The sequence below is a fragment of the Pseudomonas sp. AC252 genome (genome assembly GCF_979258105.1).
Genome location: NZ_OZ409837.1, coordinates 108,742 through 129,365 on the forward strand (window position 1 = coordinate 108,742; position 20,624 = coordinate 129,365).

24 protein-coding genes are annotated in these 20,624 nt (G+C 60.7%); 11 read left to right on the forward strand and 13 right to left on the reverse strand.

The window, feature by feature from the left end; translation table 11 throughout:
- Positions 1–5 precede the first annotated feature (5 nt).
- The gene (locus ACZZZ4_RS00490; protein ID WP_415761880.1) at positions 6–422 is read left to right on the forward strand and encodes a hypothetical protein; all 417 of its coding nucleotides are present in this window, start codon (positions 6–8) and stop codon (positions 420–422) included.
- Positions 423–424: 2 nt separating this feature from the next.
- Positions 425–907 (forward strand): GreA/GreB family elongation factor, encoded by a 483-nt coding sequence (locus ACZZZ4_RS00495; protein WP_071173126.1) that lies wholly within the window; start codon positions 425–427, stop codon positions 905–907.
- Between the two features lie 9 nt (positions 908–916).
- Here the strand turns inward: ACZZZ4_RS00495 and cysB are convergent, their stop codons facing one another.
- From cysB to ACZZZ4_RS00520, 5 genes are all read right to left on the reverse strand, one after another.
- The gene (cysB, locus tag ACZZZ4_RS00500; RefSeq protein WP_016770873.1) at positions 917–1,891 is read right to left on the reverse strand and encodes an HTH-type transcriptional regulator CysB; all 975 of its coding nucleotides are present in this window, start codon (positions 1,889–1,891) and stop codon (positions 917–919) included.
- Positions 1,892–2,004: 113 nt separating this feature from the next.
- Positions 2,005–2,508, reverse strand: a complete 504-nt coding sequence (locus tag ACZZZ4_RS00505; protein WP_039759918.1) for a universal stress protein — start codon at positions 2,506–2,508, stop codon at positions 2,005–2,007.
- A gap of 98 nt (positions 2,509–2,606) precedes the next feature.
- Positions 2,607–3,512 carry a 5'-nucleotidase gene (locus ACZZZ4_RS00510; protein ID WP_039759920.1) on the reverse strand — a complete coding sequence of 302 codons (906 nt, stop codon included), beginning with the start codon at positions 3,510–3,512 and terminating at the stop codon, positions 2,607–2,609.
- A gap of 22 nt (positions 3,513–3,534) precedes the next feature.
- A complete protein-coding gene (locus ACZZZ4_RS00515) occupies positions 3,535–4,491 on the reverse strand; it encodes a putative 2-dehydropantoate 2-reductase (RefSeq protein ID WP_463547023.1) in 957 nt (318 codons plus the stop codon).
- Entirely contained in the window at positions 4,488–4,874 is a 387-nt protein-coding gene (locus ACZZZ4_RS00520) for a thioredoxin family protein (protein ID WP_463547024.1), read from the reverse strand. The genes ACZZZ4_RS00515 and ACZZZ4_RS00520 overlap by 4 nt, the downstream gene beginning before the upstream one ends.
- Between ACZZZ4_RS00520 and ACZZZ4_RS00525 the strand changes: the two genes are divergently transcribed.
- Together ACZZZ4_RS00525 and ACZZZ4_RS00530 are read left to right on the forward strand one after the other, a co-directional pair.
- Complete coding sequence (locus tag ACZZZ4_RS00525) at positions 4,873–5,316, forward strand: PilZ domain-containing protein (RefSeq protein WP_463547025.1); 444 nt, start codon at positions 4,873–4,875, stop codon at positions 5,314–5,316. The two genes, ACZZZ4_RS00520 and ACZZZ4_RS00525, sit on opposite strands and share 2 nt — an antisense overlap.
- A gap of 129 nt (positions 5,317–5,445) precedes the next feature.
- Positions 5,446–6,522: a 3-deoxy-7-phosphoheptulonate synthase gene (locus tag ACZZZ4_RS00530; protein WP_016770878.1), complete on the forward strand. Its 1,077-nt coding sequence runs from the start codon at positions 5,446–5,448 to the stop codon at positions 6,520–6,522.
- Between the two features lie 60 nt (positions 6,523–6,582).
- Here ACZZZ4_RS00530 and ACZZZ4_RS00535 read toward each other — a convergent pair whose 3' ends face one another.
- Positions 6,583–6,864 (reverse strand): GNAT family N-acetyltransferase, encoded by a 282-nt coding sequence (locus ACZZZ4_RS00535; RefSeq protein WP_016770879.1) that lies wholly within the window; start codon positions 6,862–6,864, stop codon positions 6,583–6,585.
- A 639-nt stretch (positions 6,865–7,503) separates the two neighbouring features.
- Between ACZZZ4_RS00535 and oprI the strand changes: the two genes are divergently transcribed.
- Entirely contained in the window at positions 7,504–7,755 is a 252-nt protein-coding gene (gene oprI, locus ACZZZ4_RS00540; RefSeq protein WP_003183784.1) for an outer membrane lipoprotei OprI, read from the forward strand.
- A gap of 126 nt (positions 7,756–7,881) precedes the next feature.
- On the opposite strand, the gene ACZZZ4_RS00545 is transcribed toward oprI, so the two are convergent.
- From ACZZZ4_RS00545 to ACZZZ4_RS00555, 3 genes are all read right to left on the reverse strand, one after another.
- The gene (locus tag ACZZZ4_RS00545; protein ID WP_024013783.1) at positions 7,882–8,853 is read right to left on the reverse strand and encodes a L,D-transpeptidase family protein; all 972 of its coding nucleotides are present in this window, start codon (positions 8,851–8,853) and stop codon (positions 7,882–7,884) included.
- Positions 8,854–9,065: 212 nt separating this feature from the next.
- Positions 9,066–9,359: a hypothetical protein gene (locus ACZZZ4_RS00550; protein WP_039759936.1), complete on the reverse strand. Its 294-nt coding sequence runs from the start codon at positions 9,357–9,359 to the stop codon at positions 9,066–9,068.
- Between the two features lie 57 nt (positions 9,360–9,416).
- A complete protein-coding gene (locus ACZZZ4_RS00555; protein WP_129997313.1) occupies positions 9,417–10,022 on the reverse strand; it encodes an arylesterase in 606 nt (201 codons plus the stop codon).
- 10 nt (positions 10,023–10,032) lie between these two features.
- Between ACZZZ4_RS00555 and ACZZZ4_RS00560 the strand changes: the two genes are divergently transcribed.
- From ACZZZ4_RS00560 to greB, 3 genes are read left to right on the forward strand one after another with little or no spacing between them, the layout of a single operon-like run.
- Positions 10,033–10,716 (forward strand): ABC transporter ATP-binding protein, encoded by a 684-nt coding sequence (locus tag ACZZZ4_RS00560; protein ID WP_016770883.1) that lies wholly within the window; start codon positions 10,033–10,035, stop codon positions 10,714–10,716.
- Positions 10,716–13,220, forward strand: a complete 2,505-nt coding sequence (locus tag ACZZZ4_RS00565; protein ID WP_463547026.1) for an ABC transporter permease — start codon at positions 10,716–10,718, stop codon at positions 13,218–13,220. Before ACZZZ4_RS00560 ends, ACZZZ4_RS00565 begins: the two co-directional genes overlap by 1 nt.
- A gap of 34 nt (positions 13,221–13,254) precedes the next feature.
- On the forward strand, positions 13,255–13,752 hold the full coding sequence (gene greB / locus ACZZZ4_RS00570; protein WP_071173132.1) for a transcription elongation factor GreB: 498 nt from the start codon (positions 13,255–13,257) through the stop codon (positions 13,750–13,752).
- Between the two features lie 6 nt (positions 13,753–13,758).
- Here the strand turns inward: greB and ACZZZ4_RS00575 are convergent, their stop codons facing one another.
- From ACZZZ4_RS00575 to ACZZZ4_RS00585, 3 genes are all read right to left on the reverse strand, one after another.
- Positions 13,759–14,067, reverse strand: a complete 309-nt coding sequence (locus ACZZZ4_RS00575; RefSeq protein ID WP_041478394.1) for a hypothetical protein — start codon at positions 14,065–14,067, stop codon at positions 13,759–13,761.
- 249 nt (positions 14,068–14,316) lie between these two features.
- The gene (locus ACZZZ4_RS00580; protein ID WP_039759946.1) at positions 14,317–14,751 is read right to left on the reverse strand and encodes a DoxX family protein; all 435 of its coding nucleotides are present in this window, start codon (positions 14,749–14,751) and stop codon (positions 14,317–14,319) included.
- 113 nt (positions 14,752–14,864) lie between these two features.
- Positions 14,865–16,286 carry an MltF family protein gene (locus ACZZZ4_RS00585; protein ID WP_463547027.1) on the reverse strand — a complete coding sequence of 474 codons (1,422 nt, stop codon included), beginning with the start codon at positions 16,284–16,286 and terminating at the stop codon, positions 14,865–14,867.
- 233 nt (positions 16,287–16,519) lie between these two features.
- Here ACZZZ4_RS00585 and ACZZZ4_RS00590 point away from each other — a divergent pair, with 233 nt between their 5' ends.
- The 3 genes from ACZZZ4_RS00590 to ACZZZ4_RS00600 all read left to right on the forward strand — a co-directional run bounded on the left by ACZZZ4_RS00590 (position 16,520) and on the right by ACZZZ4_RS00600 (position 19,618).
- Positions 16,520–17,326 carry a TatD family hydrolase gene (locus ACZZZ4_RS00590; protein WP_463547028.1) on the forward strand — a complete coding sequence of 269 codons (807 nt, stop codon included), beginning with the start codon at positions 16,520–16,522 and terminating at the stop codon, positions 17,324–17,326.
- Positions 17,327–17,542: 216 nt separating this feature from the next.
- Positions 17,543–19,024, forward strand: coding sequence for a methyl-accepting chemotaxis protein (locus ACZZZ4_RS00595; RefSeq protein ID WP_463547029.1), 1,482 nt, complete (start codon positions 17,543–17,545; stop codon positions 19,022–19,024).
- 228 nt (positions 19,025–19,252) lie between these two features.
- Positions 19,253–19,618 carry a DUF962 domain-containing protein gene (locus tag ACZZZ4_RS00600; RefSeq protein ID WP_310405730.1) on the forward strand — a complete coding sequence of 122 codons (366 nt, stop codon included), beginning with the start codon at positions 19,253–19,255 and terminating at the stop codon, positions 19,616–19,618.
- Position 19,619: 1 nt separating this feature from the next.
- On the opposite strand, the gene ACZZZ4_RS00605 is transcribed toward ACZZZ4_RS00600, so the two are convergent.
- The gene (locus ACZZZ4_RS00605; protein WP_463547030.1) at positions 19,620–20,414 is read right to left on the reverse strand and encodes an acyl-CoA thioesterase; all 795 of its coding nucleotides are present in this window, start codon (positions 20,412–20,414) and stop codon (positions 19,620–19,622) included.
- Positions 20,415–20,624 lie beyond the last annotated feature (210 nt).

Consider the following 20,624-nt stretch of genomic DNA (forward strand, 5'->3'; position numbering starts at 1 on the left):
CCGCCATGCCCTACCGTCCCAATCCCCGTCGTCCCTTGCCTGTTCAGCTTAGCGCGCTGCATCTGACCGGCAGCATTGCCCTGGGCCTGTGGCTGGGCTTCCTCGCCATTGCGCTGACCTGCTGGCTGCTTTCGCGCTTTATCTTTGCCGAGCAACTGGCCCCTGTCGCGCAAGCGGTGCAGCAGCGCGTCAATCCCCCGGCTGTGGCGCCCGTGCAGGTTCAGCCGGACATTCCGCCGCAAAGTCCGCTGTTCCAACAGTACGAAGAAAACTTGCGCAAGAATGAACAGCAAGCCCGACTGGATCAGGCGCGCGCCAATTCGCGCAATGCGTCCAATCCGAAATGCCAGTTCTGGCTGCAACAGGACCAGACCGCGCCGACCGAAAAGAGCCGCGCCAACGTTTTGCAATTCTGCGATTGATCATGAACAAACACAGCGTCCACCAATTGATTCTCGACAAGCTGCGCATCGACCTCGACATCGCCGAACGCGCCGCGCAAACCGCTTACGAAACCGCGACCCACGAAGAAAACATCGCCGAAAACAAGTACGACACGCTGGGGCTGGAAGCGTCGTATCTGGCGGCGGGTCAGGCGAAACGGGTTGAGGAGATTCGTCAGTCACTGGCGCTGTGCCAGAACCTGACGTTGCGTGCCTACGATGAAAATCGCGGCATCGAAGTCGGCGCCCTGCTCGGTCTGGAGGACGAAAAGGGTCGCGAGCAATGGCTGTTTCTGGCGCCGGATGCGGCAGGGCTGAAAGTCGACGTGGTCGGTCAGCCGGTCACCGTCATCACCCCGCGCTCGCCGCTGGGCAAAAGTCTGCTGGGCAAGTTCGAGGGCGATGAGGTGGAGATTCTGGTGGCGGGCACCCGGCAACAGTTCGCTGTCACCGAGGTGCTCTGAAGCGGGTGCTTAGTGAACGGGCAGTTCGACACCGTCGAACAGCTCTTCCAGCTCTTGCTTGTTGTGGCATTGAATGGCCTTGGCCATGACTTCACGGGTCAGGTGCGGCGCGAATTTCTCGATGAAGTCGCACATGAAGCCACGCAGGAAAGTGCCGCGACGGAAACCGATCTTGGTGATGCTCGACTCGAACAGCTCGCTGGCATCCAGCACCACCAGGTCGTTATCGAGTTTGGTATCGACGGCCATTTTAGCGACGATGCCTACGCCCAGACCCAGGCGCACGTAGGTTTTGATCACGTCGGCGTCAGCAGCGGTGAACACCACTTTCGGCGTCAGGCCGCGATGGCTGAAGGCTTCGTCGAGCTTGGAGCGGCCGGTGAAACCGAACACGTAAGTAACGATCGGGTATTCGGCCAGCGCTTCGAGGGTCAGCTTCGGCAGCTTGGTCAGCGGGTGGCCGTGGGGTACGACCACGCAGCGGTTCCAGCGGTAGCACGGCATCATCACCAGATCACCGAACAGCTCCAGCGCTTCAGTGGCAATGGCGAAATCGACGGTGCCGTCAGCGGCCATTTCGGCGATCTGCATCGGCGAGCCCTGATGCATGTGCAGGGCCACGTCCGGGTATTGCTTGATGAAATTGCTGATCACCGGTGGCAGCGCATAACGCGCCTGGGTGTGGGTGGTAGCGATCGACAGGGTGCCCTTTTTCTCGTTGGAGAATTCCTGGGCAATCTGCTTGATGCTTTCAACCTTGCGCAGGATTTCACCGGCGGTGGTGATGATGCGCTCGCCGGCTGGAGTAACGCGGGTCAGGTGCTTGCCGCTGCGGGCGAAGACTTCGACGCCCAGTTCATCTTCCAGCAGGCGGATCTGTTTACTGATACCCGGTTGCGAGGTGTACAGGCTTTGGGCGGTAGCGGAAACGTTGAGGTCGTGGTGCGCCACTTCCCAGATGTAGCGCAGTTGTTGAAGCTTCATATCAATCCCTCAAAGCAGGTAGACGCCACGGGCATCAGCGACGGTATATAACTATATTAATGGTTCGGAGAATAAATCTAGAACTTTTTTATCAAAACGCCATTATTCCTGCTTCAGCGATCCTCACGCCGCCGGCGCTCCATCAAAGGCACCAGATAAACCGGCACCTTGGCCAATTGCAGAACCCGCGCCGCCGTGCGCCCTAACGGCGTTTCCGCACCGACACCATGGCTGTGACTGCCGACGATCAGCAGATCGACCGAGAGCTTGTGCACCTGTTCGAGAATCACCTGCGACGGATCGCCCTGCAGCACGCGCACCGCGCGAATGCGCTGCAAGTCCTGTTCGCCGTCGTCCCCCAGCTCCTCACGAAAGCTGTCGAGCACCCGTTGTTCGATATTGGCGATGACTGTTTTCAGACCCTGGCTATGAAATTCGTTCAATGCCTGTTCGTCGAGATAGCTCTGCAACACCGACTCGGCAAACAGGCCCATGGGCTCCACCGCGTGCACTACATACAGATCGGCATTGAAAGTGCGCGCCAATGCCAGGGCATGCTGCATCACGAACGGTGCGTACAGACCGAGGTCGGTGGCATACAGCATTGAGCGAATCATCGGGACCTCCTCGCAAGCCAACGATGGCGGAGATTGATTCAGCTTAGCAGTGCCTTGGCGAGTACGACGTGCGACGCAACGTCCTGTATGAAAAGGCTCTAGATCGACGGTTCGTTGCTGATGCCATGGGGCACGTGGCCGGTAGCAACCACCTCGCGGGCCAGCTCGCAATGGCCGGTCTGGTCATCGAAGAACACGTCAGCGGCGAAGGCTTCGAGGAACGCCGATTTCGTCAGGCCACCGAGAAACAGCGATTCATCGAGACGAATATCCCATTCGCGCAAGGTACGGATGACCCGCTCATGGGCCGGTGCCGAACGCGCAGTGACCAGCGCCGTGCGGATCGGGCAATCGTCATCGGGAAACTCGCGCTGCAAAAGATTCAGCGCGGCGAGGAAGCCTTTGAACGGCCCGCCACGTAACGGCTCGCGTGCCGACTCGCGTTCCTTGGCCTGAAACGCTTCCAGGCCGCCGGACTGATAAACGCGCTCGGACTCGTCGGAAAAAATCACCGCGTCACCGTCAAAGGCGATGCGCAATTCATCACTGGCGGCGCGGCTGGCGCCACCGGAGAGAATCGTTGCCGCAGCGAACCCGGCGTCCAGCGCCGCACGCACGTCTTCGGCGTGGGTCGAAAGAAACAGGTCGCAGCCAAACGCTTTCAGATAGGGATACGGACTGCGCCCGCCGACGAACGCCGCCCGGGAAATCGCCAGCCCATAGTGATGAATCGAGTTGAACACGCGCAGCCCGGTGTCGGCGCTGTTGCGCGAAACCAGGATGACCTCGACCCGCGCGCGGCCGAGGCGACTGTTCAGGCTCAGGAGTTTTTCCACCAGCGGGAACGCATCGCCCGGCGCGAGGATTTCGTCTTCATGCTCGATCTGATATTGCCGATAGGCTTCGACGCCGCTCGACAGGTAGACCTTGTGGCTTTCGCTCAGGTCGAACAAGGCGCGCGAGGAAATCGCCAGCACCAGTTTGTCATCGATGTTATTGGCCATGCCTTCCCCCAGAACAACCGACTCAGGTATTGCGTCGGTCAATAAAACCCAAATGACGATACAACGCCTCGATGCGCGGCAACTCGCACCCCGCCGCTTTCGCCGCCGCCAGTGGCCGGGCGTAGATCGCTTCCAGTTCCAGCGGGCGTTTGTGTGCAAAGTCGTGGTACATGCTCGGCCAATAGTCGGGCATTTTTTCCGTCATGGTGAACAGGTACTCGGCATAACCGGGCGGGGTTTCGTATCCGCTGGCCTTGGCACCCTGCACCACTTCGGCCATCAATGCCTGGATCGACAGGCGGCTGTCGGCATCGGCCATCAACGCTTCCGTTCCAGCGCTGAGCAATACCGAGAGTCCGTTGTAGGGAATATTCCACACCAGTTTCTGCCAGCGCGCCTGATGCAGGTTGGCCATAGCCTGCGAATCAATGCCGGCGGCACGGAACAGCCCGGCGCCCTCCTCGACAATCGCCATGCGTGCCACTTCATCGATGGCCGAGCCGCTGTGATAACCGACATTGACCGCGCCAAGGGCCTGATGGGTGATCTGCCCCGGCCCTTCGCGATGCACGCAGATCAGACACAGACCACCGAGCAGATGCAGCGAATCCGGCAACAGTGGCCGCAGGCTGTCTTCGACATCCAGACCGTTTTGCAGCAACAGCACTTTGGCGTCAGGTTTGGCGGCCTGAATGATCGCTGGCGCCAGCCCGGCGTTGCTGGTGGTTTTGGTGCCGACCAGCAGCCAGTCACAGGGCGGCATGTCTTCGGCAGCGCAATAGGCATTCGCCGGATGCAGCGTCAACGGCCCATGCACCGCACTGTTGATCTGCAGACCGCGCTCTGCCACGGCGGAAAATTCGCTGCGCAATAAAAAGTGCACGTCGAAGCCGGCGCGCGCCAGCATCACACCGTAGAACCCGCCGATTGCACCGGTGCCGATAATCCCCACCACCGGTTTACTGACTGTCTCGCTCATGGCAACTCCTCTGCAATTCGACCCAGCGCCTGCGCCACTGCCTGGCTGAGTTCATCAACCGTCAGGCGAGCGTGCACCGCACCAAAGAACTCGCCGTCGCGCACTACAAACAGCGCCGGCAGATGAAACACCTGATAACGCTCGACCAGGCCGCCGTTGTTGCCGGCGTCGATCCAGCACAGCCGATCGATCGCCAGCGGCATGCCCGGCAACACCTCACGGGCATAGCGACAACTGGCGCAGCCGACGCTGGTGAAGATAACCAGAGAAACCCCGCGCATCGCCAGCAGCCGCTGGTCGGCGTCGAAGTCGGTCAGCTCGGATTCGACCACTATACTGGGGGAAACAATGTCAGATGGCCGACACAGGGAGTCTGTGCTCATGGGACGTTTCATTCCTCATCCGGACGAAGTGCCGGTTGAATTGACGTTACTCAAGCCTGAATGCATTTCCAGACAACAGCTGCACACTATCAGCCTCGGCGGCATCGCTTGCAATTACCACCGCGCCTGGCGTCATGGCACTGCGTTGCAAGTACGCATGCCAACGCTGAATGCCGACTTTTGTTATCCGGGCTATGTGGCCTGGTGTCTGCGCCGCAAAAAAGGCTATCTGGTGGGCATCGCTTTTACTGACGAACAGACCCTGTTCAGCGCGCGAATGGGTGAGCAGGTGTGTCAGATCGAACGCTATTCGCGCATGCAGGACACCCACGACGACCTGCAGGATATTCAGGCGCTGGCCCTGCAATGGGTCGAGGAGCACGCCGAAGAGTTCTCCCACGACAACCTGCGCAAGGCTTTTGCGCAGCCAGCGCTGGACTAAAGCACGGTTTGCCCATTGTCGAGCAGCGTCTGACGCGCTAAGGTTCGGCTCCCCCGACGCGCTAAATCTGCTGTGCTCCGCCGCGCGGGGATCGCTGGCGGCCGGCACCCGTGACCTGACGAGTAAACGATGGCTGATTTACCGATCAACGACCTAAACGTCGCCTCTAACGAGACCCTGATCACTCCCGATCAGCTCAAGCGTGATATCCCCCTGAGCGACGCTGCCCTGCGCACCGTTACCAAGGGCCGCGAAGTCATTCGCAATATTCTCGATGGCACCGACCACCGTCTGTTCGTCGTGATCGGCCCGTGCTCGATTCACGACATCAAGGCTGCCCACGAATACGCCGATCGCCTCAAGGTGCTCGCCGAGGAAGTCTCCGACACCCTGTATCTGGTCATGCGTGTGTATTTCGAGAAGCCGCGTACCACTGTCGGCTGGAAAGGTCTGATCAACGATCCATATCTGGACGACTCGTTCAAGATCCAGGACGGTCTGCACATCGGTCGTCAGTTGCTGCTCGACCTGGCCGAGAAAGGCCTGCCGACCGCGACCGAAGCCCTCGACCCGATCTCCCCGCAGTATCTGCAGGATCTGATCAGCTGGTCGGCCATCGGCGCGCGCACCACCGAATCGCAGACTCACCGCGAAATGGCTTCCGGCCTGTCCTCGGCGGTCGGTTTCAAGAACGGCACCGATGGCGGCCTGACCGTGGCGATCAACGCCTTGCAGTCGGTGTCCAGCCCGCACCGTTTCCTCGGCATCAACCAGGAAGGTGGCGTGTCGATCGTCACCACCAAAGGCAACGCCTACGGTCACGTGGTGCTGCGTGGCGGTAACGGCAAGCCGAACTATGATTCGGTCAGCGTGGCCCTGTGCGAGCAGGCGCTGAACAAGGCGAAGATCAAGCCGAACATCATGGTCGATTGCAGCCACGCCAACTCCAACAAGGACCCGGCCCTGCAACCGCTGGTGATGGAGAACGTCGCCAATCAGATCCTCGAAGGCAACCAGTCGATCATCGGCCTGATGGTTGAAAGCCATTTGAACTGGGGCTGCCAGGCAATCCCGAAAGACCTCGCCGACCTGCAATACGGCGTGTCGATCACCGACGCCTGCATCGATTGGTCCGCTACCGAAAACACCTTGCGCAGCATGCACGCCAAGCTCAAGGACGTGTTGCCGAAACGTCAGCGCACATAAGTTGCGTTTTGCGCGCATAAAAAAACGCCGGACATTGTCCGGCGTTTTTGTGTGTGCGGTTCAGATCTTCGCGGCGCGACGCTGATGGCGTTCCATGTAGCGCTCAACGTAGGAGCACGACGGAATCACCGTATAGCCCATTTCTTCGGCGTATTGCAGCGCGCGTTCAGTCAGCGCTGCGGCAATGCCACGGCCGCGCAGGGCATTGGGCACGAAGGTGCGGTAGATATCCAGGGTCTGCTTGCCCAGATCCATGTAGGTCAGGTAAGCACGATGACCGTCCACAGTGGTCTCGAATTGATGACCAGCCTGGTCATGGTGGATGGACAACGCCTCGCTCATCACTACTCCTCGCGGGTCTTGGATTGTGACCCCTACCTTACCGATGTTTTCCCGGCGAAGGAACATCTACGCCACCCCGTGCCTGATGGACACCGAGAAGAGCCACACCGATCTCGCGCAATCTGACACCTGCTGAATAGTAGGCACCATTGGCGAAAATGCTCAAGGTACGCTCGTCATCGGACGGTTTGCGTTCAAGGCTTCGATGCTCGCAGGTTCGGTCGCAAGACAATCTTTGCGTGCCGCTTGCCTGTACATTGCCGGGAATGTTGAGACTTAAGACGTGCAACCTTTTTTAAAGTCACCTGAACATCAACAAAGATACGCGAAGCGCTTCGCAGAACCTGAACAAAAGTGTGGACGAATTCATTTAGAAAGACTTTAGCCGAAGTGACAAAAACAGCATCCGAGCACGGGAACTTTTTCCGTTTGAGTCGCTCACGCCGGGGCTTGCAGCTGGATATTTTTTATACAGCGCAGTTAAAAGTTGCTCGAAAAAGAATCAACGCCTACAATTTTTTTTGCTTCTTGCGCTACGTCAGTTTACTTACTACAAGTAATGGGTAGTATGTACGCCGGCTATTTCCTCAATCGTGAGGAGACAGCCACTTAATTTGAAAGTCCTTGAAGGGGAACACGATGAACAACGTTCTGAAATTCTCTGCTCTGGCTCTGGCCGCAGTTCTGGCTACCGGTTGCAGCAGCGCATCGAAAGAAACCGAAGCACGTCTGACCGCTACTGAAGACGCAGCTGCTCGCTCCCAGGCTCGTGCAGACGAAGCTTACCGTAAAGCTGATGAAGCTCTGGCTGCTGCTCAAAAAGCACAACAGACTGCTGACGAAGCTAACGAGCGTGCTCTGCGCATGCTGGAAAAAGCTAGCCGCAAGTAATAATCCCTCGGGATTGTTATCGAGCCGATCCGGTTTTCCGGGTCGGCTTTTTTGTGCCCGACTCTTTTCTCCGGGCAATAAAAAACCCGCCGACGCTGCTCGCATCGGCGGGTTTCCTGTCAGCGCTTATTGCTGCAGATCGATCGGCGCACTGCTGACCATCGGCGCCGAGGTATTCGGCACGGCGATCTCTACCGGCAGGCCGTCTTCGGCCGCGACCACATCACGCACCACATCCCAGTTCATGCGCAGGTTGCTGGTGATGTCTTCACGCTTGAGCATCGCGTTGATCACCGCCGTGTGCTTGTCGACCACCGACGGGTTGCCCTTGTCGTCAAGCGGCGTGTGCGCTTCCAGATAGACCTTGCCGCCGCTGCGACCGAACTTGTACGGGTCGTTGATGATGCGCACCGAGGTGCCCACCGGGACCATGCCAGCCATTTCCAGCACGTTGTTGTTGAACATGCGGAAGCAGCCATGGCTGGTGCGCATGCCGATGCCGAACTTCTTGTTCGAACCGTGGATCAGGTAGCCCGGTGTGCCGAGGGTGAACTTGAACGGGCCCAGCGGGTTATCAGGACCGGCCGGCACCACATTCGGCAGCGGATCACCATCAGCGGCGTGTTCGGCCTTGATCGAGGCCGGAGGCGTCCAGGTCGGGTTCGGTGTCTTGGCGATGATCGAAGTGTGCGCGATCGGCGAGCCCCAACCTTCACGGCCGATACCCAACGGGAAGGTGTACACCACGTCGCGGCCTTTCGGGTAGTAATAAAGGCGGTATTCGGCGAGGTTGATGACGATGCCTTCACGCGGGCCCGGCGGCAGGATGAAGCGCGTCGGCAGAACGATCTCGGTACCGGCGCCCGGCAGCCAAGCATCGATGCCCGGGTTGGCGGCAACCATTTCCGAATAACCCAGATCGTAGGTGGTGCCCAGGTCAGCGAAGGTGTCTTCGTACTTGGCTTTGATCACCTGCACCTGGCCGACGATGTCCTCGCCGGGTGGTGGCAGGGGAAGCTCCAATGCAGCAACGGGACCGGCCACACACAGGGCGGCAAGTGACAGGCAGCGGGTGACGGCAGGAAAGCGCGGCAACATCCGGAAAATCCTTCGCATGATCATCAAGGGTATAAGGGCGCGATTGTACACCGCGGCTTGGGGATTCGGGGAGGTAGCACCGCTATTGGCGACGGGGTGCTTTCAAGGTGGAAGCGAGCCTGCTCGCGAAAGCAGTGTGTCAGCGACCGTAAATGTCGATTGATAAAACCCCTTCGCGAGCAGGCTCGCTCCTACACTTTGATCTTGAGCGCTCAGAGCTCGAATCGCAGCTCGGGCCAGATCGGCGACGTACCGCGCTTCTGCGATTCGAGAATCGCCCGGCACAGCGAGCACAGGCGCTGATCCTGAAACACCCGCCGATCGACATTCGACCAGCGCGGTTGCGCCGGCAGCAGACTGCCGCAGAGCGTGCGGTCAGCCGAGCCACCGAGTTCCAACTGACGCGTCACCAGATGCACCCGCACTTCCTGGCAGGCGAACAGGTCCAGCTGCTCGTCAGGCTCGATCAGTTGGTAGGCAAACAGGGACCAGGCAGGACGCGGCATCGGGGGCTCCAAATTAGGGGGCGCCACATTAGCCGAAAGCCTGCCACTAGAAAAGCCTCATAACAGCGGTTTTAGCGTCGGCCAGACATTTTCCAGCAACTTGCCCTGAGCCCCGGCAGCCGGGTGCAGACCATCCGCCTGCATCAGGTCCGGATGGCCGCCGACGCCTTCGAGAAAAAACGGCACCAGCGGGATGTTTTTCTCGTCGGCAAGCTTGCCGTAAACCTCGGCGAACGAATCGGTGTAGCGCTTGCCATAATTGGGTGGCAACTGCATGCCGAGCAGCAGCACTTTCGCGCCGCTCTGCCGCGAGCTGTCGATCATCGAGGCAAGATTTTGTTGCAATTGCGTTGGCGGCATCCCGCGCAGGCCGTCATTGCCACCCAGCTCGAGGATCACCAACTCCGGCTTATGCTCTGCAAGCAGCGCCGGCAGCCGCGCCTGGCCTCCGGCGCTGGTGTCGCCACTGATCGAGGCGTTGACCACTTTATCGTCGAAACCCTCCTGTTTGAGCCGCTGCTCGAGCAGCGACACCCACCCCAGACGGGTATCCAGGCCGAAACCGGCGCTGATACTATCGCCAACGATCAGGACAGTACCCGCCGCTGCGTTCTGGGCCATGCACATCAAGGCCAGGCCAGCACTCAAAAACCATACACGCATCGGATTCTCCATGGGCGCAAGCATTCTCACCGCGAAGAACCTCAGCAAAGTGGTCCCTAGCGCGGAAGGTGAACTGACTATCCTGCACGAACTCAGCCTGGAACTGAACAAGGGCGACAGCCTGGCCATCGTCGGCGCGTCCGGTTCCGGCAAATCCACCCTCCTCGGCCTGCTCGCCGGCCTCGACCTGCCGAGCAGCGGCGAAGTCACCCTCGCCGGCCAGGGCCTGAGCAATCTCGACGAAGACCAGCGCGCACGAATCCGCGCCGAGCACGTCGGGTTTGTCTTCCAGTCGTTCCAGTTGCTCGACAGCCTCAATGCGCTGGAAAACGTCATGCTGCCGCTTGAACTCGACGGCCGCAAAGATGCCCGCGAGCGCGCCACGCAATTGCTCCAGCGCGTCGGTCTCGGCCAGCGCCTGACCCACTCGCCGCGCCAGCTCTCCGGCGGTGAACAGCAACGTGTCGCCATCGCCCGCGCCTTCGCCGCCGAACCGGATGTGCTGTTCGCCGACGAGCCGACCGGCAACCTCGACAGCCACACTGGCGAGCGCATCAGCGACTTGCTGTTCGAATTGAACAAGGAACGCGGCACCACCCTGGTGCTGGTGACCCACGACGAACGCCTGGCTCATCGCTGCCGGCGCCTGATCCGTCTTGAAGCCGGGCTGCTGGTCGCCCCTCTGGAGCCTTGATGGCACGTCTGCCGCTGTTGCGTCTGTTCAGCCTTGCCCTGCGCCAGCTCATGCGCGATGCCCGCGCCGGTGAGCTGCGCGTGTTGTTCTTTGCGTTAGTGGTGGCCGTCGCGGCGAGCACCGCGATCGGCTACTTCGGCGCCCGTCTCAACGGCGCGATGATGCTGCGCGCTACCGAGTTTCTTGGCGCTGATCTGGTGCTGGAAGGCAGCTCGCCGGCCCGCGAGGAGCAAATCCGCAGCGGCACCGAACTGCGCCTGAATCATGCGCAAGTGGTGGAGTTTTCCAGCGTCATTGCCACTGACAACGGCATTCAGTTATCCAGCATCAAAGCCGTCGACCGCGCGTATCCACTGCGTGGCGAGTTGAAAAGCGCGCCCGCACCATTCGCCCAGGAAGAAGTCGGCGGCGAACCGCAACCCGGTGAAGCCTGGGTCGAGGCGCGTCTGTTGACCGCGCTGGATCTGAAGATCGGCGACAGCATCGACGTCGGCATGAAGACCTTGAAGCTGACCCGCGTGCTGACCTACGAGCCGGATCGCGCCGGCAACTTCTACAGCCTGACGCCACGGGTGCTGATCAATCTTGACGACCTCGCCGCCACCGGCGTGGTGCAACCGGGCAGCCGGGTGAGTTACCGCGAACTGTGGCGCGGCGAACCGCAGGCGTTGGAAACCTATCGTGAATTGATCAAACCGGGGCTGGCTGCGAACCAGAGAATTCAGGATGCCCGTGACGGTAACCGGCAAATTGGCGGTGCGCTGGGCAAGGCTGAGCGCTATCTGAACATGGCCAGCCTGGTTGCGGTGTTGCTGGCTGGTGTAGCAGTGGCGTTATCGGCGAACCGTTTCGCCAGCCGGCGTTTCGATGCCAGTGCCTTGCTGCGCTGCCTCGGCTTGTCGCGCCGAGAAACCATGGTGCTGTTCAGCCTGCAACTGACTGTGCTTGGACTGGTCGCGGCGGTCAGCGGCGCCCTGCTCGGCTGGCTGGCGCAACTGGGGCTGTTCGCGTTGCTGCATGATTTGTTGCCGAATGATGTGCCACCGGGCGGCCTGTTTCCGGCGATAGCCGGAATTGGCACCGGGCTGGTGGCGCTGGCCGGTTTTGCCTTGCCGCCATTGGCTGCACTGGGTCGCGTGCCACCGCTGCGGGTGTTGCGCCGCGACATGCTGCCGATCCCCTCGAGTACATGGATGGTCTACGGCGCGGCGCTGGGTGCGCTGGGCCTGATCATGTGGCGCCTGAGTCTCGACCTGTTATTGACCTTCGCGCTGCTCGGCGGTGGCGTGGTCGCCGCGCTGGTGCTGGGTGGCCTGCTCTTGTTGCTGCTGCAAAGCCTGCGCCGCATGCTCGCCCGCGCCTCGTTGCCTTGGCGTCTGGGCCTTGGCCAGTTGTTGCGCCATCCATTGGCGGCGGCCGGGCAGTCACTGGCGTTCGGTCTGATCCTGCTGTCGATGGCGCTGATCGCACTGCTGCGCGGCGAACTGCTCGACACTTGGCAAAACCAGCTACCGAAAAACGCGCCGAACTACTTCGCGCTGAATATCCTGCCGGCGGACAAACAGGCTTTCGCCGATCACCTGACCAAGGTGTCCGCGCAAGCGGCGCCGTTGTATCCGGTGGTGCCGGGGCGACTGATCATCATCAATGGCGAGCCGGTGCAGCAAATCGTCAGCAAGGACTCGGCCGGTGACCGCGCCATCCAGCGTGACCTGAGCCTGACCTGGGCGGCGGATCTGCCGGCCGGCAACAAGCTCACCGCCGGCTCATGGTGGAGCGGCCAGCCGTCCGACGACGTGCCGGGGGTTTCGGTGGAAGGCAAGGTGGCCGAAAGCCTGAAACTCAAACTCGGCGATCACATGGTGTTCAGTGTCGGCGGGGTCAATCGGGAAGCGAAGGTCACCAGCCTGCGCGAGATCAACTGGGACAATTTCCAGCCGAACTTCTTCATGATCTTCCAGCCTGGCACCCTGAAGGATCTGCCGGCGACCTACCTGACCAGTTTCTATCTGGCGCCGGGGCACGATCAGCAGATCGTCGAGCTGTCGCGGGCCTTTCCGGCGGTGACCATCCTGCAGGTCGAAGCGTTGCTCGAACAACTGCGCAGCATCCTCGCTCAGGTCACCCTGGCGGTGGAATATGTGCTGTTGTTTGTTCTCGCTGCGGGGATGGCGGTGCTGTTCTCCGGTCTGCAAGCGACGCTGGATGAACGCATCCGCCAGGGTGCGCTGTTGCGCGCGCTGGGCGCCGAGCGGCAGTTGCTGATCAAGGCGCGGCGTATCGAGTTCGGTTTGTTGGGTGCGGTCAGCGGTCTGCTCGCGGCGATCGGTTCGGAGGTGGTCAGTCTGGTGCTGTACTGCTTCGCTTTTGATCTGCCATGGCATCCGCATCCATGGCTGCTGGTGCTACCGGTGATTGGCGCCGCGCTGATCGGTGGTGCCGGCGTGTTCGGCACCCGTCGGGCGTTGAACGCCAGCCCGCTGACAGTGTTGCGCGAGGGTTGATAGACTCACGCGGTCTTAATCACAAGAAGTCGCCATGAGCCGTTATCGCCCTCCCCGCACCGCCGGCACCGCGCTGATCACCCCTGAAGGTGAAGCGCGGATGCGCGCCGAATTCCATGAGTTGTGGCATGTGCGTCGCCCGCAGGTCACGCAGGCGGTGAGTGAAGCGGCCGCGCAGGGCGATCGCTCGGAAAACGCCGAGTACACCTACGGCAAGAAGATGCTGCGCGAAATCGACAGCCGTGTGCGCTTTCTCACCAAACGCCTGGAAGCGCTCAAGGTGGTCAGCGAAAAACCCAGCGATCCGAACAAGGTCTATTTCGGCGCCTGGGTGACCATCGAAGACGAAGACGGCAAGCAATCGCGCTACCGCATCGTCGGCCCCGATGAACTGGACCTTAAACAGGGTTTGATCAGCATCGACTCGCCGCTGGCCCGCGCGCTGATCGGCAAGGCACTCGACGCGGAAGTGCGGGTGCAGACGCCGACCGGCGAGCAGTTCGTTTACATCGTTGCGATTGAATACCCGTAAGACTGATCAGCGCCGAGTGATCAGGCCCTGCCGCGCTACGCGGGTCAGTTGCTTGATCATTTCCGGCGCATCTTCTGCGCTCGGCGCCTGAATCACCGCCAGATCGAAGCTGTCCGTAGCGAAACGCGCCAGCGACTCGCCATCATCGACAAACTGGATCAGGAACGCGGCAGGGCCGCCGCTGCGACGTGGCCAGCCATCGAGATAACGCAACAGCGTCGGCTGGTGTTTGCCGCCAAGAAGGATTTTCGGGTTGCGCTGGGTGACATGTGCCGTGATCGGCGCGGGACGTGCTGGAGGGCGTAGTGCGTTCATCGTGTCGTGTCTCTGCCTCAAAAGTCTGCATGGCAGGTGAGAGGCAACACCGAACCAGCGCTTTAGCGGTATTTCGAAGCCCTGTTCCGGCTTCTGACGGTAACTGTAGAAGTCACCTGGCGCCCCGCAAGTAGCTGTTTAAATCGGCGCATGGGCAACATCCTAGAGAACGTGACCGACCAGTGTCAAGAATCCCCCACAACAAAAAAACGCCCGCGCAATGCGGGCCTTTGCCTTGAGTTAGAGCGCTCAACCGGCGATGGCGCGATCCGCCGAGAGTTTGCCGGCGCCTTCGATCAGTACCGCGATGCTGCCGGCCAGCAGAGCCAGGGCGAACTCATAACCGTTATTGGCCATGAACAGACCGTTGCCGATGTGCACCGAGAAGATCGCTACCAGCGAGAGAAACGCCAGACCGAGTGCCGCCGGGCGCACCAGCAGGCCGATGATCAGCGCCAGACCGGCGAAGAACTCGGTACCGCCAGCCAGCGAGGCCATCAGATAGCCCGGGGTCAGGCCGATGCTTTCCATCCATTGCGCGGTGCCGGCCAGGCCGTAACCACCGAACAGACCAAAGAGTTTCTGCGAACCGTGGGCGGCGAAGATCACGCCGACAGCAATGCGCAGGACAGTCAGGCCGTAACCGGCGCGGGTGAACAGAACCTTGTTGATCAGAGAGCTCATGGTGCATTCCTTGTTGTGCAGAAGTGTTTGTGTGTTTGGGTTGGTCGCTATATTAATCAGTTTATTTCATGTTTAAAGCGCAAAAAATTCGCCATAACAATCGAATTATTAGATTATTTACGTGTAACCACTTTCTGCTGCCGGGGCTCGAGCGACTCACGCTCCCGGTCAAATGCCAGGTAATACTTGTTCACGCTATTAACATAGCTGACGGCGCCCATCCCCACCTGCTCCATGGCGATGCGCTCGACCTGGAAGAACCACTGGTTGGGATTGAGGCCGCGGCGGCGGGCTTCGGCGCGCATGCCCTGCACGCGCTCGGGGCCGATGTTGTACGCGGCGAGGGTGAAGGCCATGCGCTCACGCTCGTTGAGTTTCGGGCTGCTGAAGAACTTGCGGCGGATCATCGCCAGGTACTTGGCGCCGGCCTGAACATTCGCATCGAGATTCTGGATATTGCTCACGCCGACCCGCTGCGCGGCGGACGGGGTGATCTGCATCAGCCCGGTCGGGCCGCTGCCGCTGCGAGCGTTGGGCTGCAGACGCGATTCCTTGAACGCCAGCGCCGCCAGATTAAGCCAGTCCATGTTCTGCGCATCGGCGTGCTTCTGCAGGGTCGGACGGAGTTTTTCCAGGCGCTGGCGATCGGCTTTGGCCAGCGGATTGTGCACCTGATACAAGCGTCGATAGATGCGCAGAAACGCGGCGTCTTCATCCGACGGTTTCTTGTAACCGGTGAGAAAGCGATCGATGCTCGCGCGCAACATTGAAGCGTCGCGGCGCACAAACCAGTGCTCCTCGCCCGGCTCGCCGAGGCTCAGTTGCCGGTCGAGGCGCAGCTTCGGCAGGATCTTGCCCCAGCGCTCGGCAATCGGTTGTTCGACAATGGTCAGGTGGAAAATCCCGCCCTGGACCATTTCCAGCACGTCCTCCACGGCCAAAGTTGGATCGACCCATTCGATATTGATCGGCGCCAGTTTGTGCAGCGCCAGTTTCTGGTTGAGCTGACTGACCACCTCCCCCGCTGCACTGCCGGTGGGCAGCGCCAGGGTTTTGCCGGACAGTTGCTCGACCTTGGTGTAACGGCGCTGGCCTTTGATGCCGACCAGCACCAGCGGCACGTTGCTGGCAATCGGCTCACTGCTGGCGACCGCATAGCCCGAGGGCAGATCGAGCAATTCACCGGGCGCGACCATATCGCCTTCGCCGCGCTGCAAGGCGCCGAGCAACTGATCCTTGGCTTTGGGAATGATCTTGAGGGTGACTTCCTGGCCGTCACGAGCATGGCCGTTGAGGTATTGCTCGAACGCGCGCAGCCGGTGGTACTCGACACCGATGGCCTGGCCCTGGACCTCGCCGGAGCTGTTGCGGCTCTGATTGACCAACACCCGCAACATGCGGCTGCTGCGAATGTCCGAGAGGTCGCGAACCTTGCTCGCCGGCACGGCTTGCAGCGGCCCGGGCAGGCGCGCGACCGCCGTCATCGGCAGCAGCAACGCAGCACACAACAGCAGCAGAACCGAGGGACGATGCATCCACTCTCCGAAAAGAATACGGGGCGATTCGTCGCAAAAAGACGACATCACCGACGAAAACAGAGCGCTTTGAGCGCTGATAAAGTGCGAGAGACTGGCACAGTGATGGCATTGCCGCCACCCCGGAGTCCTTCGCGGCCTCAACAGACAGCCATAAGTCGTTGTAGTTCTTGGCTTTTCTTATAAATCTACAGCTCTGATATGCTTTCCGGCCTTCGGCCCGAGGTAGCACCATGCAACTCATCGATATCGGCGTCAACCTGACCAACCCCAGTTTCGCCGACAAACACCAAGCCGTACTCGACCGCGCTTATGCCGCAGGCGTTTGCCAATTGGTGCTGACCGGCACCAGCGTCGAGGGCAGCGAGCAGGCGCTGGAACTGTGCCAGCAACTGGATGAAAGTGGCCAACGGCTGTTCGCCACCGCCGGTATCCACCCGCATTCGGCCAGCGACTGGAACGCTGACAGTGCTCGTCGCCTGCGCAGTCTGTTGAACGAATCCAGCGTCGTCGCGGTGGGCGAATGCGGGCTGGATTTCAACCGCGATTTCTCCCCGCGTGCGCAACAGGAAAAGGTTCTCGAAGAACATCTGGCGCTGGCCGTCGAATTGCAATTGCCGGTGTTCCTGCATGAGCGTGATGCCAGCCAGCGCCTGCTGGAGATCCTCAAGGACTTCCGCGATCAACTGCCGGCGGCGGTGGTGCACTGCTTCACTGGCGAGCAGAAAGCCCTGTTCAGCTACCTCGATCTGGATCTGCACATCGGCATTACCGGCTGGATCTGCGATGAGCGCCGAGGCACGCATCTGCATCCGCTGGTGAAAGAGATCAAGCCGGGACGGCTGATGCTGGAAAGCGACGCACCGTATCTGCTCCCGCGCACGTTGCGGCCGAAGCCGAAAAACGGCCGTAACGAGCCGGCGTATCTAACCGAAGTGCTGCGCGAAGTGGCGTTGCACCGTGGCGAGACCGAGGAAGCGCTGGCCGCGCATAGCACCGCGTGTGCCCGGGCTTTCTATGGCTTGCCGATTGTTTCCTGACACAGCCGACTCCCATTGTAGGAGTGAGCCTGCTCGCGATAGCGGTGGGTCAGTTGCTTACATCATTGACTGACACACCGCTATCGCGAGCAGGCTCACTCCTACAGATAAGCAGGACAGCGGCATCTGTTGATTCATATCAAAACTCCCGAATCTGCATAGCGGCACAATAATGGCACCTTGCCAAAACTGTTTCCGCTATCAGAGAAGACCTCCATGGGTGCCTGGCTTAGCAACATCTCGCTGAAATACAAATTCTGGGCGGTCAACGCGGTCGCCTTTGTCACCACCCTGCTGCTCGTACTGTACGCCGTGCACCTCGAACAACAGGCCCGCAGCCACGCCGCGCAGGTGTCCGCGCAGGCGCAGGCGCAGTTGCTCAAGGCCTGGCCGGCCGGACAACCGTTGCCCAAGTCCGCTCAAGTGCTGACCTTCAAGCGCGGTGAAGCGCCGCGTCTCAATGATCAACCGCTGCTGGAAATCAGCGGCAGCAACGGCTGGAACGCCATCAATGAAATGCCGCTGTTCGGCGACAACCCGTTGATCGGCGCCGAGGTGTTCAGCCGGGCCGACGGCGAGCAAGTGGCGGTCATCGCCTGCGCGCCGAGCCTGAGCCAGGTGTTCAGCGAGCGTTTCGCCAACTATGCACTGGCGGTCTTCATCCTGATGCTGGCGATGCTCGGTGCTTCGCAACTGCTGATCCGCTTTTTGCTCAGCCAGCTCAACACGTTGAAAGACGTGATGCTGCACGTTGAAAAAACCGGCGACCTCTCTGCTCGCGTGCCGCTGGTGGGCAAGGACGAAGTCGGGCAAATGGCCAATGCCTTCAATGCCATGCAGGCCGGTTATCAACGCGTCGTAACCACAGTTGCCAACACCGCACGACAACTGGATGACGGGGCTGCGCGGCTGGCCTCGAGCATGAATGATGTGCGCCAAGGCATGCTCGGCCAGCAAAGCGAAACCGACCAGGCTGCCACCGCGATCAACGAAATGACCGCCACCGTTTATCACATCGCGCAACACGCCGGCGCTACTCGTGACCTGTCGAAAACCGCCGACGGCCTCGCCGGTAGCGGCCAGCAGGTGGTGGCGCGGGTGCAGCAGTCGATTGCCGGGCTGTCCAGCGGCGTGCAGCAGACGGCAGAAATGATTCAACGGCTGGCCGAGGACAGTCAGAAGATCAACGGCGTGGTCAGTGTGATTCACAGCATCGCCGAACAGACCAATCTGCTCGCGCTCAACGCGGCGATCGAAGCGGCCCGCGCCGGGGAGATGGGGCGCGGCTTTGCCGTGGTCGCCGATGAAGTACGCAACCTCGCCAAGCGCGTGCAGGCGTCCACGGACGAGATCACCAGCATGATCGCCGCGTTGCAGGCCGGCACCCGCGATGCGGTGGACTTCATGCAGGAGAGTTCGTACAAGGCCGACGACTGCGTGCAGCAGGCCCAGGAGGCTGGCGCGGCGCTGGCGGAAATCACCGGGGCGGTGGCGCAGATGCGCGAAAGCAACACGCAGATTGCCGTGGCGGCGGAACAGCAGAGTCAGGTTGCCGAGGAGATGAACCGGGCGGTGGTGAGTATTCGTGACGTGACCGAGAACACTGTGCAGCAGACGGTGGATTCGGCGACGACCAGTAATGAGCTGGCGACGTTGGCCGGAGAGTTGAACAAGGTGATAGGTCAGTTGAAACTCTAATGGCCTCTTCGCGGGCAAGCCCGCTCCCACAGGGATTTTCGACAATCAACAATAGTGCGTACACCGAGCACACTGCGGGAGCGGGCTTGCCCGCGATGCCGTCCGCTCAGGCGACATCAAATTTTGCCATTGCCGCTATCAGCTCAATAGCCAACCTTGATTCGCCGCCCTCCGCGACCGGGCCTATTCTTCAAGCATGTGTTCAACATGGATCGAGGAGTAGCAAACATGGGCAAACGTCACCCCAACCTTCCCGCGTGGCAATGGCGCGCCTACCCGGGCAATCACCAGCATCCGGCCAATCTGGTCCTGCACCTGATTGCCGTGCCGCTGTTCATTGTGGCGTTTCTGTTGATCGTGTCGGGGGTGTTCAGCTTGAGTCTGGCCAGCGTCGCCATCGGTGTGATCGGGATTGTCGCGGCGCTGGGTCTGCAGCGCCACGGCCACAGCCTGGAAGCGCAAGCCTCCGAGCCGTTCAGTGATCGCAAAGACGCCGTGTCACGTTTGCTGGTCGAGCAGTTTCTGACCTTTCCGCGGTTCTTTCTCAGCGGTGGCTGGTGGCGCGCCTGGCGTGAGCGCCACCGTCGGCATTGAGTCAGGCGAAGATCGTTACGGTCTGCCGGCTCATGGCAATCAGCTCCCCTTTCGCACTCCACAGCTTCGCGGCGACATGGCCGTAACCGTCGGCTGCGTATTCGATATCGGCCAGGTATTGGCACCAATCCAGCGTGCTCAAGTCGTGTAACGGCTGCACGAATTCGATGGTCCAGGTCAGCGTGCTACCCGGTGCCGGTTTCTTCAGATACGGCAACAGTGCCGGAGGCCAGGCATCCACAAGCGCCAGCAGATGCGCCTCGTTGACCGGCTCCTCTTTGACATCCCCACGCAAGCGCACCCAGCCGCCCATCAAGCGCGATGGCGTGCTGGAGAACGGAATCCCGCCGACGCTCCAGCGCATCGCCAGATGGCGCATGAATTCCGGGGTCACGCCTTTGATGTAGGGCAGCTCCTGGCATTCGTCCCAGTGTTTCATGGTGGGCGCCGGGTAGGCTTCGACGGCGACTTCCGAAGGCCGCGAGGCGCCGAAGCTGCCCTGAATGATCGTCACCACTTGGCCGTTTTGCATGGCGCGGCCCAACACCTGGCTGACGGCTTTGCCTTCACGCAGCACGTCGACTTCGAAACTCACCGGCACCTCCGGCTCGACCGGGCCGACAAAGGTAATCGCCAGCGAACGCACCGGGCGCTCCGTCGGCACCCTGGCGCGCATGGCTTCAAATTGCAGCGCGGCCACCAGCCCGCCAAAACTGGCCCGGCCCTGCCCCCATTCGGCGGGAATAGTGACTTCAGGTTGTTGGCGGACAGCATCGAGCAGATCGCAAAAGCGCATGGCAACCTCGGAAAACGAAAAAGGGATGCGCGGATCTTAACCAGCGCAGGGCGGCGGCGCAGCGTCTATTCCGGTCAAATGGGCTGACAGATAGGCCTTGGCCCGATTCCTTCAAGCGACAAATCACCTTGTGGGAGCGAGCCTGCTCGCGAAAGCGGTCGATCAGTCGACAACGATTGCGACTGACGCGGCCTCTTCGCGAGCAGGCTC

Excerpts from the sequence above, each read along its gene's own strand:
- ACZZZ4_RS00490 (WP_415761880.1), top strand. The coding sequence starts at position 6 with ATGCCCTACCGTCCCAATCCCCGTCGTCCCTTGCCTGTTCAGCTTAGC.
- ACZZZ4_RS00495 (WP_071173126.1), top strand. The coding sequence starts at position 425 with ATGAACAAACACAGCGTCCACCAATTGATTCTCGACAAGCTGCGCATC.
- cysB (WP_016770873.1), bottom strand. The coding sequence starts at position 1,891 with ATGAAGCTTCAACAACTGCGCTACATCTGGGAAGTGGCGCACCACGAC.
- ACZZZ4_RS00505 (WP_039759918.1), bottom strand. The coding sequence starts at position 2,508 with ATGATTCGCTCAATGCTGTATGCCACCGACCTCGGTCTGTACGCACCG.
- ACZZZ4_RS00510 (WP_039759920.1), bottom strand. The coding sequence starts at position 3,512 with ATGGCCAATAACATCGATGACAAACTGGTGCTGGCGATTTCCTCGCGC.
- ACZZZ4_RS00515 (WP_463547023.1), bottom strand. The coding sequence starts at position 4,491 with ATGAGCGAGACAGTCAGTAAACCGGTGGTGGGGATTATCGGCACCGGT.
- ACZZZ4_RS00525 (WP_463547025.1), top strand. The coding sequence starts at position 4,873 with ATGGGACGTTTCATTCCTCATCCGGACGAAGTGCCGGTTGAATTGACG.
- ACZZZ4_RS00520 (WP_463547024.1), bottom strand. The coding sequence starts at position 4,874 with ATGAGCACAGACTCCCTGTGTCGGCCATCTGACATTGTTTCCCCCAGT.
- ACZZZ4_RS00530 (WP_016770878.1), top strand. The coding sequence starts at position 5,446 with ATGGCTGATTTACCGATCAACGACCTAAACGTCGCCTCTAACGAGACC.
- ACZZZ4_RS00535 (WP_016770879.1), bottom strand. The coding sequence starts at position 6,864 with ATGAGCGAGGCGTTGTCCATCCACCATGACCAGGCTGGTCATCAATTC.
- oprI (WP_003183784.1), top strand. The coding sequence starts at position 7,504 with ATGAACAACGTTCTGAAATTCTCTGCTCTGGCTCTGGCCGCAGTTCTG.
- ACZZZ4_RS00545 (WP_024013783.1), bottom strand. The coding sequence starts at position 8,853 with ATGTTGCCGCGCTTTCCTGCCGTCACCCGCTGCCTGTCACTTGCCGCC.
- ACZZZ4_RS00550 (WP_039759936.1), bottom strand. The coding sequence starts at position 9,359 with ATGCCGCGTCCTGCCTGGTCCCTGTTTGCCTACCAACTGATCGAGCCT.
- ACZZZ4_RS00555 (WP_129997313.1), bottom strand. The coding sequence starts at position 10,022 with ATGCGTGTATGGTTTTTGAGTGCTGGCCTGGCCTTGATGTGCATGGCC.
- ACZZZ4_RS00560 (WP_016770883.1), top strand. The coding sequence starts at position 10,033 with ATGGGCGCAAGCATTCTCACCGCGAAGAACCTCAGCAAAGTGGTCCCT.
- ACZZZ4_RS00565 (WP_463547026.1), top strand. The coding sequence starts at position 10,716 with ATGGCACGTCTGCCGCTGTTGCGTCTGTTCAGCCTTGCCCTGCGCCAG.
- greB (WP_071173132.1), top strand. The coding sequence starts at position 13,255 with ATGAGCCGTTATCGCCCTCCCCGCACCGCCGGCACCGCGCTGATCACC.
- ACZZZ4_RS00575 (WP_041478394.1), bottom strand. The coding sequence starts at position 14,067 with ATGAACGCACTACGCCCTCCAGCACGTCCCGCGCCGATCACGGCACAT.
- ACZZZ4_RS00580 (WP_039759946.1), bottom strand. The coding sequence starts at position 14,751 with ATGAGCTCTCTGATCAACAAGGTTCTGTTCACCCGCGCCGGTTACGGC.
- ACZZZ4_RS00585 (WP_463547027.1), bottom strand. The coding sequence starts at position 16,286 with ATGCATCGTCCCTCGGTTCTGCTGCTGTTGTGTGCTGCGTTGCTGCTG.
- ACZZZ4_RS00590 (WP_463547028.1), top strand. The coding sequence starts at position 16,520 with ATGCAACTCATCGATATCGGCGTCAACCTGACCAACCCCAGTTTCGCC.
- ACZZZ4_RS00595 (WP_463547029.1), top strand. The coding sequence starts at position 17,543 with ATGGGTGCCTGGCTTAGCAACATCTCGCTGAAATACAAATTCTGGGCG.
- ACZZZ4_RS00600 (WP_310405730.1), top strand. The coding sequence starts at position 19,253 with ATGGGCAAACGTCACCCCAACCTTCCCGCGTGGCAATGGCGCGCCTAC.
- ACZZZ4_RS00605 (WP_463547030.1), bottom strand. The coding sequence starts at position 20,414 with ATGCGCTTTTGCGATCTGCTCGATGCTGTCCGCCAACAACCTGAAGTC.